Origin of the sequence: Microbacterium sp. USHLN272 (assembly GCF_037149655.1) — a bacterium.
GTDB classification, from domain to species: domain Bacteria; phylum Actinomycetota; class Actinomycetes; order Actinomycetales; family Microbacteriaceae; genus Microbacterium; species Microbacterium galbinum.
Window position 1 is genome coordinate 2,031,316 of record NZ_JBBCRA010000001.1, and the last position, 17,083, is coordinate 2,048,398.

Annotated in this window: 19 protein-coding genes; 11 read left to right on the forward strand and 8 right to left on the reverse strand. The window is 68.7% G+C overall.

Features of this window, described 5'->3' with window-relative positions; all coding sequences use genetic code 11:
- Positions 1–48: 48 nt before the first annotated feature.
- Entirely contained in the window at positions 49–1,398 is a 1,350-nt protein-coding gene (locus tag WFJ97_RS09740; RefSeq protein WP_336641341.1) for an alpha-L-fucosidase, read from the reverse strand.
- An 85-nt stretch (positions 1,399–1,483) separates the two neighbouring features.
- On the opposite strand from WFJ97_RS09740, the gene WFJ97_RS09745 reads away from it, so the two are divergent.
- A complete protein-coding gene (locus WFJ97_RS09745; protein WP_336641342.1) occupies positions 1,484–2,812 on the forward strand; it encodes an alpha-L-fucosidase in 1,329 nt (442 codons plus the stop codon).
- A gap of 26 nt (positions 2,813–2,838) precedes the next feature.
- The gene (locus WFJ97_RS09750; RefSeq protein ID WP_336641343.1) at positions 2,839–3,165 is read left to right on the forward strand and encodes an L-rhamnose mutarotase; all 327 of its coding nucleotides are present in this window, start codon (positions 2,839–2,841) and stop codon (positions 3,163–3,165) included.
- Positions 3,166–3,329: 164 nt separating this feature from the next.
- Here WFJ97_RS09750 and WFJ97_RS09755 read toward each other — a convergent pair whose 3' ends face one another.
- The gene (locus WFJ97_RS09755) at positions 3,330–3,557 is read right to left on the reverse strand and encodes a hypothetical protein (RefSeq protein ID WP_336641344.1); all 228 of its coding nucleotides are present in this window, start codon (positions 3,555–3,557) and stop codon (positions 3,330–3,332) included.
- A 133-nt stretch (positions 3,558–3,690) separates the two neighbouring features.
- Positions 3,691–3,921, reverse strand: coding sequence for a hypothetical protein (locus WFJ97_RS09760; RefSeq protein WP_336641345.1), 231 nt, complete (start codon positions 3,919–3,921; stop codon positions 3,691–3,693).
- Between the two features lie 422 nt (positions 3,922–4,343).
- Between WFJ97_RS09760 and WFJ97_RS09765 the strand changes: the two genes are divergently transcribed.
- Complete coding sequence (locus WFJ97_RS09765) at positions 4,344–5,837, forward strand: hypothetical protein (RefSeq protein ID WP_336641870.1); 1,494 nt, start codon at positions 4,344–4,346, stop codon at positions 5,835–5,837.
- 94 nt (positions 5,838–5,931) lie between these two features.
- Here WFJ97_RS09765 and WFJ97_RS09770 read toward each other — a convergent pair whose 3' ends face one another.
- Positions 5,932–6,996, reverse strand: a complete 1,065-nt coding sequence (locus WFJ97_RS09770; RefSeq protein WP_336641346.1) for a LacI family DNA-binding transcriptional regulator — start codon at positions 6,994–6,996, stop codon at positions 5,932–5,934.
- 60 nt (positions 6,997–7,056) lie between these two features.
- Between WFJ97_RS09770 and WFJ97_RS09775 the strand changes: the two genes are divergently transcribed.
- Together WFJ97_RS09775 and WFJ97_RS09780 are read left to right on the forward strand one after the other, a co-directional pair.
- On the forward strand, positions 7,057–8,283 hold the full coding sequence (locus tag WFJ97_RS09775; RefSeq protein WP_247957319.1) for an MFS transporter: 1,227 nt from the start codon (positions 7,057–7,059) through the stop codon (positions 8,281–8,283).
- A gap of 174 nt (positions 8,284–8,457) precedes the next feature.
- Complete coding sequence (locus WFJ97_RS09780) at positions 8,458–8,721, forward strand: ribbon-helix-helix protein, CopG family (protein WP_336641347.1); 264 nt, start codon at positions 8,458–8,460, stop codon at positions 8,719–8,721.
- Positions 8,722–8,732: 11 nt separating this feature from the next.
- On the opposite strand, the gene WFJ97_RS09785 is transcribed toward WFJ97_RS09780, so the two are convergent.
- Positions 8,733–8,915, reverse strand: a complete 183-nt coding sequence (locus tag WFJ97_RS09785) for a hypothetical protein (RefSeq protein ID WP_336641348.1) — start codon at positions 8,913–8,915, stop codon at positions 8,733–8,735.
- A gap of 289 nt (positions 8,916–9,204) precedes the next feature.
- Here WFJ97_RS09785 and nucS point away from each other — a divergent pair, with 289 nt between their 5' ends.
- The gene (gene nucS, locus WFJ97_RS09790; RefSeq protein ID WP_247623961.1) at positions 9,205–9,900 is read left to right on the forward strand and encodes an endonuclease NucS; all 696 of its coding nucleotides are present in this window, start codon (positions 9,205–9,207) and stop codon (positions 9,898–9,900) included.
- Between the two features lie 168 nt (positions 9,901–10,068).
- Positions 10,069–10,737: an HAD hydrolase-like protein gene (locus WFJ97_RS09795; protein ID WP_247633349.1), complete on the forward strand. Its 669-nt coding sequence runs from the start codon at positions 10,069–10,071 to the stop codon at positions 10,735–10,737.
- A 209-nt stretch (positions 10,738–10,946) separates the two neighbouring features.
- Here the strand turns inward: WFJ97_RS09795 and WFJ97_RS09800 are convergent, their stop codons facing one another.
- Positions 10,947–11,153 (reverse strand): cold-shock protein, encoded by a 207-nt coding sequence (locus WFJ97_RS09800; RefSeq protein ID WP_247623963.1) that lies wholly within the window; start codon positions 11,151–11,153, stop codon positions 10,947–10,949.
- A gap of 646 nt (positions 11,154–11,799) precedes the next feature.
- On the opposite strand from WFJ97_RS09800, the gene WFJ97_RS09805 reads away from it, so the two are divergent.
- Entirely contained in the window at positions 11,800–12,618 is an 819-nt protein-coding gene (locus tag WFJ97_RS09805) for a shikimate 5-dehydrogenase (protein ID WP_336641349.1), read from the forward strand.
- Positions 12,619–12,769: 151 nt separating this feature from the next.
- Here WFJ97_RS09805 and WFJ97_RS09810 read toward each other — a convergent pair whose 3' ends face one another.
- Entirely contained in the window at positions 12,770–13,960 is a 1,191-nt protein-coding gene (locus WFJ97_RS09810) for an MFS transporter (RefSeq protein WP_336641350.1), read from the reverse strand.
- Between the two features lie 114 nt (positions 13,961–14,074).
- Between WFJ97_RS09810 and WFJ97_RS09815 the strand changes: the two genes are divergently transcribed.
- Entirely contained in the window at positions 14,075–14,524 is a 450-nt protein-coding gene (locus WFJ97_RS09815) for a MarR family winged helix-turn-helix transcriptional regulator (protein ID WP_247623965.1), read from the forward strand.
- Positions 14,525–14,682: 158 nt separating this feature from the next.
- Positions 14,683–15,375: an aspartate/glutamate racemase family protein gene (locus WFJ97_RS09820; protein WP_336641351.1), complete on the forward strand. Its 693-nt coding sequence runs from the start codon at positions 14,683–14,685 to the stop codon at positions 15,373–15,375.
- Between the two features lie 4 nt (positions 15,376–15,379).
- On the opposite strand, the gene WFJ97_RS09825 is transcribed toward WFJ97_RS09820, so the two are convergent.
- Positions 15,380–16,423 (reverse strand): zinc-binding alcohol dehydrogenase family protein, encoded by a 1,044-nt coding sequence (locus WFJ97_RS09825; RefSeq protein WP_336641352.1) that lies wholly within the window; start codon positions 16,421–16,423, stop codon positions 15,380–15,382.
- A gap of 70 nt (positions 16,424–16,493) precedes the next feature.
- Between WFJ97_RS09825 and WFJ97_RS09830 the strand changes: the two genes are divergently transcribed.
- Complete coding sequence (locus WFJ97_RS09830; RefSeq protein ID WP_336641353.1) at positions 16,494–16,856, forward strand: winged helix-turn-helix transcriptional regulator; 363 nt, start codon at positions 16,494–16,496, stop codon at positions 16,854–16,856.
- The last annotated feature ends 227 nt before the right edge of the window (positions 16,857–17,083 follow it).

A 17,083-nucleotide genomic window follows, 5' to 3' on the forward strand; every position in this document is an offset into this window, starting at 1 on the left:
AGGGGGTGTTGCTCGGGTTACTGCGGTACTGCTCGGATCACTCGGGGATCACTCGGTGGAGAAGTCGATGGCGATGACGTCGATGAGGGCACCGCTGGGGGATGCCGGCGCGACGATGCGCAGCTCGCCGGAGTCGTCGCCGGCGGTGGATGCCTCGTGCACCTCGAAGCTGGCGTCGTGCTGCAGCTCGAGGCCATCGGCGAGCCGGTGCACCCGCGTGATGCGCCGCACCGGCAGACCGCGCACGATGATCTCGTCGACCGGGATCGCGGTCAGGTGCAGATATAGGCGCCCTTCGCGGGCGGTCGTCGGACCGTGGAAGTCGATGCCCTGCGTGGGCTCCACACCGATCACGGATTCGGCGTGCGCGTGCATCCAGTCGGCGAACTCCTGCAGGCGCTCGTTCTCGACCTCGGGCAGGGTGCCGTCGGGGCCGGGGCCGACGTTGAGCAGCAGGTTGCCACCGCGCTCGACCACGTCGATGAGGGTCACCAGCAGCGACCGCGCCGACTTCTCGTTGTCGGGGTGCGTGCGCCAGGCCCAGTGGTCGCCGATCGTGAGGCACAGCTCCCACGGTCCGGTGGGCACCGTGAGCGGGAACCCCTGCTCGGGCGTGCGGTAGTCGCCCTGCCCGGGCAGGCGGTCGTTGATCACGACGTCGGGCTGCAGTTCCTTGATCAGGCGACGCAGACCCGGAGCGGTCCACTCCGCCGCCGAGCGCTCCCAGTCGCCGTCGAACCAGAGCAGGTCGATCGTGCCGTAGTTCGTGAGCAGCTCGGTCAGCTGCGCCCGCACGTACTCGAGGTAGCGCGACCACTCCTCGGGGCTGGAGCGACGGTGACGATCGGTGGCATCCGGGGTGTCGGCGAACTCGGGCATGCCGGCGGCGGGCCAGTGCTCGAGCTTGTAGGGCAGGTCTTCGTCGCGGAACGCCGGGTAGTCGGGGTGGTTCCAGTCCGGGAGGCTGTAGTAGATGCCGACCTTGAGGCCCTCGGCGCGCACGGCGTCGACGAACTCGCGGGTGATGTCGCGACCGAACGGGCCGTGCTCGACCCCGAAGTCCGACTGCTCCGTGAAGAACATGTTGTATCCGGCATGGTGGCGCGCGGTGAAGACGATGTAGGTGGCGCCGGCCGCCTTCGCGCGGCGCGCGAGGTCGGCGGCATCCCAGTTCTGCGGGTCGAACGTGGGCGCGGTGGCCTGGTATCCGGCGACGGTCACTGCGTCGTCCACGGCATCCACACCCGGGATGATCGAGCGGCCGACGAGCGGCCAGGAGATCTCGATGCCCTGCTGGGATGCCTGGTCCCAGTGCACGAAGATGCCGAAGCCCGCGCCGCTGAACCATTCACCGCCGGGGATGCGGGTGGTCGGGCGTCGGAAGTCTGCCAGTGTCATTGAAGCTCCTCGTTGAGTTCCAGATTTCCTATAGGATAGGTGATAGTCGAAGCAGTTCACAAGGGTGTGACGAAAGGTGCCGATGATGGCCATGTTCAAGACCGATCCTGTTCGCCCCGCGGAGTACCGCGCGTTCGAGCGCCCGCTGCCGGAGTGGTTCCGCGGTTCGGCGCTGGGGATCTTCGTGCACTGGGGGCCGTACTCGGTACCCGCCTGGGCCGAGCCGACGGGTGAGCTCGGAGCCGTACCGCGCGAGGAGTGGTACGCCCATAACCCCTACGCCGAGTGGTACGCGAACACGATCCGCATCGAGGGATCGCCCGCACACCGGCACCAGCAGGAGGTGCACGGTGGAGCCCCGTACGACGACTTCCTCGATCAGTGGAAGGCCGAGGAGTTCGACGCCGACGAGGTGCTCGCGGTCGTCGCCGCGACCGGCGCCGGGTACTTCATCCCGACCACCAAGCACCACGACGGCGTCACCCTGTGGGACGCGCCGGCCACCGATGGACGCAACACCGTCGCCCGGGGACCCCGCCGTGACCTGATCGCCGAGTTCGCCGACGCCACGCGCGCCCGCGGCCTGCGTTTCGGTGTCTACTACTCCGGCGGTCTCGACTGGCACTTCTCCGATCTGCCGCCCATCGACCGCGACGACGCCCCGGCCCCCGACGACCTCGCCTACGCCGAGTACGCGCACGATCACGTCATCGACCTCATCGACCGCTACCGCCCCGACATCCTCTGGGGCGACATCCGCTGGCCGCAGGCCGGGATCGAACCCGGGCCCAAGAGCCTCGCGCATGCGTTCCAGGAGTTCTATGACGCGGTTCCTGAGGGCGTCGTCAACGACCGGTGGGGCGAGTCGCACTGGGACTTCCGCACCAGCGAGTACGTGCACGGCACCGCGGTCGAGGTCGGCGAGGCGTGGGAGAACTGCCGCGGCATCGGCCTCTCGTTCGGGCACAACCGCAACGAGGGTCCCGAGCACCTTCTCACCGCCGACGAGGCCGTGCGCCTGCTCGTCGACGTCGTGTCGCGCGGCGGCAACCTGCTGCTGAACATCGGACTCGAGGCATCCGGTCGCATCCCCGACGCGCAGCGGCAGACGCTCGAGGGGCTGGGCGAGTGGAACCAGCGGTTCGGGCATGCCGTCTTCGGTGCCCGGCCCGAGCCGCGCCTGCAGCCATCCGACGAGCCGTGGGTGCGCTGGACCCGCACCGACGGCGCCGTGCATGCCGTGACCGATCAGCGCGGAAGCATCCGCCTGCCCGATCCCGACGGCCTGCTCGACGAGACGAGCGCGCGCATCGGCGACGAGCCGGTCTCGGCGTCGCGCGACGGAGATGCCATCGTGGTGGAAGCAGCGGATGCCGCGACCCCCGTCGCGATCTCCTTCCGCCCGCGCGACTGACCCGCACGACCGACGAAAGGATGCCCATGCGCATCGCCCTGCACTCCGAGATCCGCGACGGCGCGATCGACGACTACCGCACGCACCACGCCCGGATCCCGGACGCCCTCGCCGCGACGTTCGCGCGCGTCGGCATCCACGACTGGACGATCTGGCGTTCGGGCCAGCGGCTGTTCCACCTGGTCGAGTGCGACGACTGGGATGCCGCCGTCGCCGCGCTCGACGAGGACCCGGCGAACGCGGAGTGGCAGAAGGACATCGGCCGCTTCGTCGAACTGTTCCGCGGACCCGACGGCGCCGAGGGCTTCGCCCCGATCGAAGAGGTCTGGGACCTGCGCGCCCAGGTCGGCTGAGACCCTTCGTCTCGTCGCTTCGCTCCTCACTCAGGGACCGAGCCGCCGGTTCCTGAGCGAGCGAAGCGAGACGAAGGGGCGGACCCGCGTCGCTGACAAGAACTGGGTCGCTGAGCCTGTCGAAGCGTCCCCCGCGAGATCACGTCTCATGCGGCGCCCTCAGATCAACCCACGAACGCCGTCACCAACAGCACGCCACCGCACACAATCATGAACGCGCCCACCACCGCGATGCGCACGGGCGGTCGTCCGCGAAGCATGTCATCGGCCCAGGGTTCTCCGTAGAAGAGACGGATGCCGCGGTAGATGAGCCGCGCGAAAGAGCGCCGCACGAGGATCGCGATGATCCCGACGGCGACGAGAACTCCCCCGATGATGAAGTCCGAAATCATCCGCACGGCTCTTCGCTGTCCCCAAGGAAAGGGAGCATGCAATCTGTTAGTCCGACAGCAAGCGTCGCGGCCATCCCGACCCCCGGTGATAGACCTCCGTATTCGCCGTTACATGTATTGCCGCCAACGCGAATCACAATCGCGTCGAAGCGCCTATCAGTAAGGAAAGGCCCATAATGATCATGAAAATTGCAACGAAAAGAATTCGGGCGTGCGGTCGCCCGCGGATCGAGTCGTCCGCCGTTGGCTGTCCATAGAAGAAGCGAAGTCCTTTATAAATGACTCGCACAAAGACCCGGCGCGCAAAAATAGCTATGACACCAACGACGACCATGACGCCACCAATAATGAAATCTGGGTCCATTCCACTCTCCCTGACCTACCAGCTCCACTTAGCTCCGCCGGCGCATCCGCCACCGCCGCCGATCTCTACGCCCGCCGACGAAGTCACTCCTAGCGCCGGCCCACCGTTTTGATTTAGCTCCGACGCCCCTCCGATGCCAACCTATCGAAGATGTCCTCGAACGCCTTCGCTCGAAAGGCAGCGTAAGCGGTGCCCTTGATTGCCATTCCCGCATGCTAGCGGAACCACGGGAATTGCTACGGCTCGCTCCGGGCAAGATGAATGCCGATTGTTCGCGGAACGATTGGGCCGCGCACAGCCGGTGCGCTGAGCCTGTCGAGGCGGCCACGAGATGCTTTCGAAACCCTCGCGCTTCACTTTCCTGCCAGCGAAAGCGGCAAGGTGAGCGATCCGAAAGCGGGACGTGGCAGAGTAAGCCCGTGATGCGGACGTGGGTGCGAGAGCTCGGGGGCTGGGTGCTGGCTGCCGCCGTCTCCGTCATCGTCGCGGCATCCGTCGCCTCCTCCGCCCGAGCCGACCTGCTGTTCCGCGACGGCGACTCGCTCATCGTGGCGATGCTCTCGCGTTCTCTGCTCGCCGGCGATCCGCTCGACTGGGCGATGTCGAGCGTGCTGTTCCTGCCCGAGACGGCGGTCTTCACCGGTCTCGACGTGGCGCTGCCGCTGGACACGAACGGACTCTTCGCCGTGAGCGCGGTCGTGAACCTGCTCACCCTCTACGGCGCGCTGCGGCTCGTCGCCGGGCGACGGCGAGAAGGACGGGCACCGGTCGCCTGGTCGCTGGTCGCCCTCGCCGCGTTCGGCGCGCTCGCGATGACCGAGACCTCCGCCTCGCGCGACGCCCTCGAACTCGCCTCGCTGCAGCTCACGACCACGTACTACTCGGCGGCGGTCGTCGGGGTCGTGCTCGTGATCGGCATCGCCCGACGGATGCTCGACAGCGCCCGCCTCGTGCCGATGTCACTCGCGCTCGGCGCCGTAGCCCTCGTCTCGACGCTATCGAACCCACTATTCGCGGCCTGGGCGACCGTACCGCTCAGTGCGATCGCGATCGCAGGCTCCCTGCGCGCAGTAACGAGACGACGGATGCTGAGCATTCTCGCTGCACTCATCGGCGGCACGGCATTCGGGTTCGCCGCGCGTATTCCGTTTTCGGCATGGATCGCGAACACCGGTGCCGGATACGCCCAGCCCGACCTCTGGCGCGGGTCGATCGGGTACTACTGCGACCTGCTCGCGGCGCGTCTCTCGACGCCGCTCGGGGTCGTCGCGCTCCTCCTCGTCCTCGCCCTGATCGCGCTGGCCATCGCGCAGACCGTGCGGGTCGACGACCCCGGCTCGCGATTCGTCGCCGTGGCCGCCTGGGTCGTGCCACTGCTGGTCGCCGTCGGCGCGATCGCGCTCGGCACGCACGCCGCGCGCTACCTGCAACCGCTCGCGTTCGCCCCGGTGCTCGCGCTCGTAGCGATGCCGAGCACGCTGCGGATGCCGGCACGACTCCGGCGACAGGCGGCGGCGGTCGCGTCGGTGATCCTGCTGGTCGGCGGTGGCCTCAGTATCCCCCGTCTGAGCGACGCCGCGAACGCGCCCGATGCGGATGCCGCGTGCGTGACCGACTGGGTCGAGGCATCCGCCCGCACCGGCGCCGGGCAGTTCTGGACCGTTCGTCTGCCCAAGCTCCACCTCGACGACCCGTCGCAGCTCGTGCAGGTCGACCACCAGCTCAACGGCTACGCGTGGCTCGTGAACCGCACGGACTTCGACGCCGAAACCGTGTCATTCCTCGTCGAGGATGCCCAGACGGCCGCGTGGGAACTGCCGATCCAGGCGATTCCCGACGAGATCATCGACTGCGGCCGCTACCGGATCCTCGACTTCGGCGAGACGGAACTGCCCCTGGGGCCGCAGCGCAGTTGACGTGCTGCGTGGTGGGTGCTTCGACAGGCTCAGCAACCCAGTTTCCGCTACTGGGTCCCTGAGCCTGTCGAAGGGCCCCACCCCGAGAAGCCCCTCAGCGCGCCGGAACCCCGGTCGTCGTTCCCGGCCGGAACACGCACGTCAGGTTCTGCGTCTCCCCGGCCTCTCCGCCGAGCATCCGCGCGACCTGCTCGCCCGCGGCGCGCCCCTTCTCGACGGCCGGCTGCACGGTCGTCGTGAGCGACTGCCCACCGAGCCCGTCGATCGCGATGCCGTCGAACCCGGCGACAGAGACGTCTTCCGGCACCCGCAGGCCGAGTTCCTCCGCGGCGCGGATCACACCCACCGCGAGCAGGTCGCTCTGCGCGAGCACGGCGGTGGGCCGGGTCGCGGCGTCGGCGAGCAGCATCCGTCCGATGACGATGCCCTCGTCGATGAAGCTGCCGGATGCCGAGATCGCCGGAGCGTCGGGGAAGACGCGACGCATGCCCTCGAGCCGGTCGACGGTCACCCCGACGGTCGCGGCGGCGAGGCGCTCGGGCGTGATGGGTCCGCGTTCGCGGTCGTGGCCGAGCGTGAGGGTGATGAGGGCGACGTCGCGATGCCCGAGGTCGTAGACGTGCTGGGCGACCTCGGCCGAGGCATCCGCGTTGTCGAGCGCGATGCGGGGGATCGTGCCGTCGCCCGGGTCGCCCTCGATCACGACCACCGGTAGGCCGCGACCGCGCACCACCTCGACGGACTCGCGCGTGCGACCCGACCAGCCGATCAGCACGTAGGCGTCGACCGGTGCGCTGGCGAGGCCGGGGCCGTCTTCGCCCGGCTCGTCGCGCATGAGCAGGATGCCGGCGCTGAGCTCGGCGAGCCCGTCGGCGAGACCGTCCATCATGGCGGTGGTGACGGGGTCGAGGAAGGCGTTGCGCAGGTGCCCCTCGAAGACGACGGCGACGATGCCGCTGCGTCCGAGTCGCAGCGATGCGGCCCGCGGGTCGGGGCCCGCGTAGCCGAGGTCGGCGGCGGCGGCGAGCACGCGCTCGCGGGTGGCGTCGGCGACCTTGGCCTTGCCGCTGAAGACGACGGATGCCGTCGACGTCGCGACTCCTGCCTCACGGGCGACGTCGGCGATGGTCGCGCGCCGAGGCGGCTCCTGACTGCTCATGCTTCGAGAATAGCCCGCCCGCCTTTCCGCGCGTCGAATCGATTCGATAGGATGACGCCCATGGATGCCGTCCTCACCCGCTCGCAGTTCGTCCGCTGGCGTGCCGCGATCTTCGCGATCTTCATGGCCAGCGGTCTGTCGATCGCCACGTGGGCGTCACGCGTCCCCAGCATCAAGGCCGATCTCGACCTCGACAACGCGCAGGTCGGACTCATCCTGCTCGGCATGGGCATCGCCTCGATCATCGGCATCTCGACGAGCCCCGCCGTCATGGCCCGCACCGGCGCGCGCGTCGGCATGCTCACGATGATGCTGATGTTCTCGGCGGGCATCGCTCTCGTCGGCTTCGGGTCCACCGTGTTCGGCTCGGTGCCGCTCGTGCTCGCCGGCATGGTGCTCTTCGGATTCGGCAACGGATGCCTCGACGTCATGATGAACGTCGAGGCCACGGCGATCGAGCAGCAGATGGGCAAGACCGTGCTGCCGGTCTTCCACGCGTTCTTCAGCTTCGGCACCGTGATCGGCGCGGGAATCGGCGCCCTGGCTGCCTGGCTGCAGCTCACCGTCGCGACCCACGCGGGCATCATGGGCATACTGCTCGCCCTCGTCGCCGTCGCCACCTTCCTGCAGGTTCCCGTGCGCGAGGCCGCGCTCGATCCCGAACCCGCCGAGAAGCCCGCCTGGCGCGAGCGCCTGCACACCTCGCTCGAGGCGTGGCGCGAGCCGCGCACCTACCTCCTCGGCGTCGTCATGCTGGGCATGGCCTTCGCCGAGGGCGGCGCGAACGACTGGATCGCGCTGGGCACCGAGCAGGGCCACGGCTTCACGACGGGCACGGGTGCCATCGCCCTCGCCGTCTTCTCGGTCGGGATGACCGTGGTGCGCCTGTTCGGCGGACCCCTCGTCGACCGCTTCGGCCGGGTGGCGGTGCTGCGCGTGCTCGCGGTGTCGGCGGCGAGCGGGGTGCTGCTGTTCATCCTCGCCCCGAACCTGCCCCTGGTGCTGGTCGGCGCGGCACTCTGGGGCATCGGGGCCTCGCTCGGCTTCCCGATCGGCATGTCGGCCGCGGCCGACGACCCCGCCAAGGCCGCAGCCCGCGTCAGCGCCGCAGCGACCATCGGCTACGTCGCCTTCCTCGGCGGCCCTCCCGTGCTCGGCTTCATCAGCGAGCACATCGGCCTGCTCAACACGCTGTTCATCCTCGTCGCCCTGATCGTGGCGTCCGGTCTGTTCTCCGGCGCCGCCCGCCCGCTCCGCGCCGACGAGAAGGTGTCTGCGACGAAGTAGGCGCGTCGGCTGCGCGGCATCCGCCCGCCGTAACGGAGGAGATCTCTCACCAGGCAGCAGCGGATGCCGGAACCGATCCTGCACAGCGCGAGATCTCCTCCCCAGCGCGCCCTCCGACGCCTTACGCTTCGGCCACCCTTCACACCGGCAAGGTTTCGTATTACGATTGTCGACATGGCGAGGAAGATGCAGGGCCGCGAGGTAGCCGAGGCAGAGGTCGACCGCTGGGTCGAGGAAGCCGAGGCCGGCTACGACGTCGAGGACTTGAAGCGGCGGATGGGCGGGCGACCTGCGCGTGGAGCCGCGGCATCCGAGGTCGTTCCCGTACGGCTGACAGCGGCCGAGCTCGAGGCCCTCATGCGACGCGCCGAGAAGGAGCACCTCAATCGTTCAGAAGCGATCCGTGCGGCGCTTGCCGCTTGGTCGCACGCTGCATGATCGTTCGAGCCTCAGCGCTCAAGCATGGCGTTTCCGAAGACGACGCGATCGAAGCCGCAGCCTGGGCAGTACTCCGCATTCCTCTCGATGACGAGAACCCCGGCCGCCAGTTGCGCCTCGGATTCGACTCGAACGGTCGGCTTCTGGAGTTGATCGTCCTCGTCTGAGACGACGGCACGGAGGAACTCATCCACGCGATGAAGGCTCGCCCTCAGTACATCCGCCTGCTCAATTGACCGACCCGACCGCACTGCACGAGGTCTCCTCCGCAGCGCGCCCTCCGACGCTCAGCCCGCAAGACGATCCCGTCGACTGTGCGCCGAGACCCACCACCCGCGTCGAGACCCACCGGTCCCGACGTCGCGCGCGATGGGTCTCGGCGGGGGTGGTGGGTTTCGACGACGGTGAGCACCCACCCCAGCCCTCCGCAGACTCACGAACCCGTCGCGCGAGAACCCGCGCGCGACGAAGTAGGCTCGTCGGGTGCGTCTCGTCATCGCCCGCTGCTCGGTCGACTACACCGGTCGGCTCAATGCCCATCTTCCGCTTGCCACGCGTCTGCTCGTGCACAAGGGAGACGGGAGTCTGCTCGTGCACTCCGACGGCGGCAGCTACAAGCCGCTGAACTGGATGAGCCCGCCGTGCACCCTCACCACCGAGGAGCCCGGCGAGGAAGAAGCGAGCGCCGGCGTCGTCGAGGTGTGGCGGGTCAGCCACAAGAAGACCGGCGATGCGCTGCGCGTGCAGATCTACGAGGTCATCCACGACACCTCGCACGAGCTCGGCATCGACCCCGGCCTGCAGAAGGACGGCGTCGAGGCCGACCTGCAGCGCCTCCTCGCCGAGCAGGTCGAGCGCATCTCCGAGGGCGCGACGCTCGTGCGCCGCGAGTATCCGACGGCGATCGGTCCGGTCGACCTGCTGGTGCGGGATGCCGACGGCGCCGCCATCGCGGTCGAGATCAAGCGCCGCGGCGACATCGACGGCGTCGAGCAGCTCACCCGCTACCTCGAACTCCTCGGCCGCGACCCGCACCTCTCCCCCGTGCAGGGCGTGTTCGCCGCGCAGGAGATCAAGCCGCAGGCCCGCGTGCTCGCCGAGGACCGCGGCATCCGCTGCCTCGTTCTCGACTACGACGACATGAAGGGCATCGAGTCGGGCATCCCCCGCCTGTTCTGACCGCGTCTTTGCGCGCGAAAACGGAGACGATCGCGCCGACGCGCGGAGTGTCGGATGCCGACGCGCCGGGCCTCACGCGAACGATCTCCGTTTTCGTTGACCGAGGAGCACCTGCACGTCCGTGCACCGTGCGCGATCACGCGGCCCGCGCCCCATAGGCTGGAGGGCATGGCCTCCTCCCCTTACTCCTGCGTGCTGTGGGATGTCGATGGCACGATCGTCGACGCCTCGGTCGGCATTCTGCGCCGCCTGAACGTCGCCCTCACCCACTTCGGGCACCCGGCGCCGACGCGCGAGCAGCTCGTGCACTGGATCGGGCCGCCCATGTTCCAGTCGTTCCAGGACCAGGCGGGCATGACGCCCGAGCAGTCCGCCGAGGCCGTCTCGTTCTACCGCACGCTCGGCAAGGCCGACGGCTACACGACCGACGTCACCACCTACCCCGGGGTGACCGATCTGATCCACGACGTGCACGCCGCCGGCATCCCGCAGGCGACCGCGAGCTCGAAGCCCGAGAACCAGGTCGACGCCCTGATCGACCACTTCGACCTGCGCGCCGACTTCGTCACGACGGTCGGAGCGACCCCCGACGAGTCGACCCTCGCCTCGAAGACCGACATCGTGGCCGAGGCACTGCGCCGCCTCGAAGAGCGCGGCGCCGACGTGTCGCGCCCGGTGCTCATCGGCGATCGTCACCACGACGTCGAGGGCGGCAATGCCAACGGCGTTCCGGTGATCTTCGTCGAGTGGGGCTTCAGCGACGCCCACGAGGGTGACGACGCGGCGTTCCGCGCAGCATCCGTCGACGAGCTGCGCGCACTGCTGCTGTCGGCCTGACGCCGATCGGTCGCGTACCCAACTCAGGAAGACTCGGCCGATCGGGCGCGATTCGGGCCGGATCCGGCGGAAATCGCCTGTTCTTCCTGAGTTAGTGCACGCCGACCGGCGCGCTCGCACGCCCCGGAATCACCCCGAAAAGCACAAAGCTCCCCGCCGGATGTCACCGATGGCGACGGATCCGGTCGGGGAGCGATGCTCCTGCCCGCTCAGAGGGGGCGGATGTTCTCTGCCTGCAGGCCCTTGGGGCCCTGCGCCACGTCGAACTCGACTCGCTGGTTCTCTTCGAGAGACCGGTAGCCGGAGGAATCGATTGCGGAGTAGTGCGCGAAGACGTCAGCGCCTCCGTCGTCGGGGGAGATGAAGCCGAAGCCCTTCTCCGAGTTGAACCACTTGACCGTGCCCTGGGTGCTCATGTACTGCCTGTTCTGCTGGAAAAAATAGCCGACGCAGGGATGCACCGACATCGCTAACGCTAGTGGAGGAGACCCCGAGGGCAATAGCCGCAATCAGAAGGTAATCCAAATGTTGCACGAGCGGCACGGTAACGGGGGCGTCGTGCGCCGACGCCCCCGAGGACGGACCCTCGCTCGGAAAATGGTGTGGCCCTCACCGCGGGGGGAGCGATGAGGGCCGAAGACGACCGGAGGGTGCGTCAGATTCCACTGTACCTCTTTTTTTGGATCCGTGTCCCCCATTTGGGGGACAAATCTCAGAAAAAGTGCAATCATGTCGATAGCGGCCCCCTCGAGTAGCCCATTGGGGACTGACCTACTCGAGAGGGCCCAATCGCATGCACGGATCGTCTTGCCTCTGGGGAAGGCTTCCCGTCTTCTGGGGAAAGACGGAGACGATCGATCCCCATGTGCATGCATCTTCACCATAGGGGAGGAAGCACGAACACGCTACGACGGGGGCCGTGGCGGAAGCGGCAAGGGTGGGGAGACTGATCCGCAAGGATCGCAGGTTTCGGGAAGAGGCGGGGCGGACAGCACGGGGGCACCTCCGGCGTTCCGCCTCTCCCGAATCCGCGAGGCGCTCGAAGCTGAGTAGCCTGAGCGGGTGACCATGCTGAACAAGGACATGACGCTGTGCATCTCGCTGTCTGCTCGACCGAGCAACAACGGCACGCGCTTCCACAACTTCCTCTACGAGGCCCTCGACCTCAACTGGATCTACAAAGCCTTCGCGCCGACCGATCTCGCTCAGGCGATCGCGGGCGTGCGCGGCCTCGGCATCCGCGGGTGCGCGATCTCGATGCCCTATAAGGAAGACGTCATCGCGCTCGTCGACCGCATGGACGAGTCGGCGTCGGCGATCGACTCGGTCAACACGATCGTGAACGACGACGGCGTGCTCACCGCGTACAACACCGACTACTCGGCCATCGCCCAGCTCATCGAGGAGAACGGCTTGGATGCCGCAGCCTCGGTGCTGCTGAAGGGATCGGGCGGCATGGCCAAGGCCACAGCCGCCGCCTTCCGCGACGCCGGATTCGCGAACGTGACCATCGTCGCGCGCAACGAGCAGGCGGGGCGCGCCCTCGCCGACCTGTACGGCTTCGCCTGGCAAGCGGATGCCGGGGACAGCACCGCCGACATCATCGTGAACATCACCCCGATCGGCATGGCCGGCGGGCCCGACGAGCACACGCTGTCGTTCTCGGAGGAGGCGGTGGCCGCGGCGTCCGTCGTCTTCGACGTCGTGGCGCTGCCCGCCGAGACGCCGCTCGTGCGCGCGGGGCGCGCGGCCGGGAAGACGGTCATCAGCGGCGCCGAGGTCGCGACGCGGCAGGCGCTCGAGCAGTTCGTGCTGTACACGGGCATCCGCCCGTCGACCGAGCAGGTGCGCCAGGCCGAGGAGTTTATGCGCGCGCAGTAGTCGCCCGAGCGGGGCGCTTCAACAGGCTCAGCGACCCAGCAACCGGGTCCCTGAGCTTGTCGAAGGGCCCCACAAACCGGGTCCCCGAGCTTGTCGAAGGGCCCCACAAACTGGGTCCCTGAGCTTGTCGAAGGGCCCCACCCCGAGATCCTCAGACCGAGACGAGCTCGACCGACTCCGCGCGGTGCGCGCGCCGCGCCGCAGACGCCGCCCGCGCCGCGAACACCATGATCACCAGGGCGGATGCCGTGATCGCCGCGCCGATCCAGATGGGGGAGGTGTAGCCGAGCCCGGCGGCGATCCCCACACCTCCAGCCCAGGCGCCGAGCGCGTTGCCGACGTTGAACGCGCCGATGTTCGCGCCCGAGGCGAGCGTCGGCGCACCACCCGCGAACTGCATGATGCGGCTCTGCAGCGCGGGAACGGTGCCGAAGCCGAAGCCGCCCATCGCGACGAGGATCACCATCGTCGCCGGCTGCGACCAGGCGAGCAAGGCGAACGCGACGAGCACCACGACGAGCGCCGCGATGAAGATCAGCAGCGTGCGGTCGATCGAGCGGTCGGCGAGGCGTCCGCCGATCGCGTTACCGGCCACGAGGCCGACGCCGAAGAGCACGAGCAGCCACGGCACGGCCGCGGTGTCGAAGCCCGAGACTCCGGTGAGCGTGTAGGCGACGTAGGTGAAGGCGCCGAACATGCCGCCGAAGGCGAGCACCGTGACGACGAGCGACAGCCACACCTGGCCGGACCGGAACGCCGAGAGCTCGCTCCGCAGGCTCACGACCGCGTCGGCGGAGCGCGGGGCCTTCACCACCGCGGCGATGCCGATCAGGGCGATGACACCGATGACGGTGATCACCCAGAACGTCGCACGCCAGCCGAACTGCTGGCCGATGAAGGTTCCGAACGGCACGCCCAGCACGTTCGCCGCGGTGAGGCCGGTGAACATGATCGAGATCGCACCGGCCTTCTTGTCGGGGGCGACGAGCTCGGAGGCGACGACCGAGCCGATGCCGAAGAAGGCTCCGTGGCACAGCGCAGCGACGATGCGTCCGATCATGGCGCCGGCGTAGTCGGGAGCCATCGCGGTGAGGGCGTTGCCGGCGATGAACAGCACGAGCAGCCCGACGAGCACGGCCTTGCGCGGCAGCCGCACCGTGGCGGCGGTGACGACGAGCGCTCCGACCGCGACGCTCAGCGCGTAGCCGGAGATGAGCCAGCCGGCGGTGGCCTCGCTCACGGCGAAGTCGGCGGCGACCTCGGGCAGTAGGCCCATGATCACGAACTCGGTGAGTCCGATCCCGAAGGCGCCGAGGGCGAGTGCGATGAGTCCGAGTGGCATGGTGGTGCTCCGTGGTGCTCTGATAAGGTAGTTGCAGACGCGGGATATTGCGTCCGGAACACAATGATTGCACGCGCAAGTAGTTGGCGCAAGCAACGACTTTCGGAGGTCACCATGGGCATCTCGGACGACGCCGTCGAGATCCGCGCACGAGGCTGGCGCACGCTCGCCGCGCTGCACGGGATCATCGAGGCCGAACTCGAACGCGCACTCGGAGCATCCGTCGGCCTGTCGGTCGTCGAGTACACCGTGCTCGACGCGCTCAGCCGTCAGGACGGCTGGCACATGCGGATGCAGCAGCTCGCGCGCGCGACCGCCCTCAGCCCCAGCGCCACCACCCGCCTCGTCACCCGCCTGGAAGATCGCGGGCTGCTGACCCGCATCCTCTGCGCCGACGACCGCCGCGGCATCTACACCGAGCTCACCGCCGCCGGGCGTGCGCTGTACGACCAGGCGCACCCGATCCACGACGAGACCCTCGAGCGCACGCTCGGCGACGCCATGGATCAGCCCGAGCTCGCCCCCGTCGTGCACGCCCTGCAGGGGAGTTCCGCGCTGGCGTGAGTCTCGCGGCGGGGCGCTTCGACGGGCTCAGCGACCCAGTTGCGTGCACAGCGGCCCGGTTGCGGGCTCAGCGGCCCAGTTTCAGACGCAGCGACCCGTTGCAGAGGCTGGGTCCCTGAGCCTGTCGAAGGGTCCCACACCGCGGATAGCCTGATCGGATGAAGACGATCGGCGTTCTCGGCGGCATGAGCTGGGAGTCCTCCCTCGAGTGGTACCGGCTCGCGAACGAGCGGGTCGCCGCACGACTCGGCGGCTACCACTCGGCCCGCATCCTGCTCGACTCGCTCGACTTCGCCGAGATCGAGGCGCTGCAGGCGCAGGACGACTGGGATTCCGCGGGCGCTCTCCTCGCCGATCGCGCCCGCGCGCTCGAGGCCGCAGGTGCCGAGATCCTCGTACTCGCGACCAACACCATGCACCTCGTCGCCGACCGGATCACGGATGCCGTCGGCATCCCCTTCCTGCACATCGCCGACGCCGCCGGCGCCGCGGTGTCGGGCGCGGGGCTCGCCACCGTCGGCCTGCTCGGCACCGCCTTCACGATGGAGAAGCCGTTCTACGCCGAGAAGCTCGCGGCGCATGGCATCCGCACCCTCGTTCCGGATGCCGACGACCGCCGCACCGTGCACGCCGTGATCTACGACGAACTGGTGCACGGCGTCGTGCGCGACGAGTCGCGACGGGCGTACGTCGAGGTCGTCGACCGGCTGATCGCGCGCGGCGCGGAGGGCATCGTCCTCGGCTGCACCGAGATCGAGCTGCTGCTGTCGGCCGGCGACGTGCCGGTGCCCGTGTTCCCGACGACCTCGCTGCACGTGGATGCCGCGATCGCGGCGGCGCTGCCCGAGTAGCCGCTTACTCCGCGCCCCACGGACCGGTCACGACGACCTTCCCGATCGTGCGCGAGGTCTCGACGAGCGCATGCGCCTCGCGAAGGGTCGCCGCGTCGAGCGGCGAGAGAGTGGTCGTGAGCGTCGTGCTCACCTCCCCGGCGTCGAGGAGACCGGCGACGCGCGTGAGCAGTTCGTGCTGGTAGTCGTCGTCGGGCTCGTGGATGGGCCGGGTGAACATGAGCTCCCAGTGCCATGTGACGCTCTTGCCCTTGAGGGCATCGATGCTGCCACCGGTCTCGTCGATCGACACGACTTCTCCGCGGGGGCGGATGACTGCGGCGATGGCGTCGATGTTGCCCGGGGTGAACGAGGTGAAGACGTAGTCGACGCCACCCGGTGCGATCTCGCGGACGGCGTCTGCGAAGTCACGTCCGACGACGTGATCGGCGCCCATCCGCGTCACCCATTCCTCCGACTCCGGGCGGGAGGCCACGGCGATCACCGTGAGTCGCGTCAGCGCCCGGGCGAACTGGATGATCAGCGACCCGACCCCGCCCGCGGCACCGATCACGAGCAGGGTGCCCTCGCTGTCGGCGTCGAGGCGGAGCCGATCGAACAGCGCCTCCCAGGCGGTGATCGCCGTGAGCGGCACGGCGGCGGCCTCGGCATCCGTCAGCGACTCCGGTGCTGCGCCGACGATGTTCTCGTTCACGAGCTGGAACTGCGCGTCCGATCCCGCACGGTCGACCTGACCGGCGTAGAAGACGCGGTCACCCACGGCGAAGCGACGAGCATCCTCGCCGACGGCGACGACGCGACCGACGGCGTCGAAGCCGAGCACACGCGGGGCATCCCCCTTCTTCGCCCGGCCGCGATTCTTGACGTCGACCGGATTGACCGAGACGGCGTCGACCGCGACGAGCAGGTCGTGTCCGTGGGGAACGGGAGTGGGGATCTCCACGTCGACCATCGAACCCGGATCGGATGCTGCACCGCCGGGCGCGTCGATCGCGAGCATGGTCGCGGGGAGCTCTGCGGGTGTCGTCGGGGACGTCTGTTCTGCCATGGCTCGACCATATCCAGTCCACCCCAGTTACCCGCAAGGGTCTCTAGTATCTTTCGGTTACCATTGCGGGATGACCACGCTCGACACCTGCGCGCTCGGCACCCCGCATGACGTCTACGACGCCCAATGCCCGTGCCGCGGCGTTCTGGACCTGCTCGCCGACAAGTGGAGCGCGCTCGCGATCGGAGCCCTCGAAGACGGCGCACTGCGGTTCGGCGAACTCAAGAAGCGGCTCATGGGCATCAGCCCGAAGGTCCTCATCGCCACGCTCCGCCGCCTCGAGGACCGGGGCCTGCTCACGCGCGAGGTCTTCGCCGAGGTGCCGGTGCGGGTCGAGTACTCACTGACCGAGCTCGGCATCGATGCCGCCCGTCCTCTGCGCGGACTCCGCGACTGGGTCGAGTCGAACATCGAACGCTTTCCCGCGGTCTGAGGCCGCGCACACCGCGCCCGCAATCCGAACTCTCGGTGAATTGTGCAGCGCCTCCGGGATTCCCCCACGACCAGGGTGATTCGAAGATCCTATAGGTAACCGTTCACCCGGCGGGCCCCGAAACCAGCACCCGTTCGCCCGGGGACGGATCCGGGTACCGACCCCGGGACGGGTGAAGGCACCGACCCCGGCACGGGGGAGGGCACGACTCCGGGCACCGGTGGCGG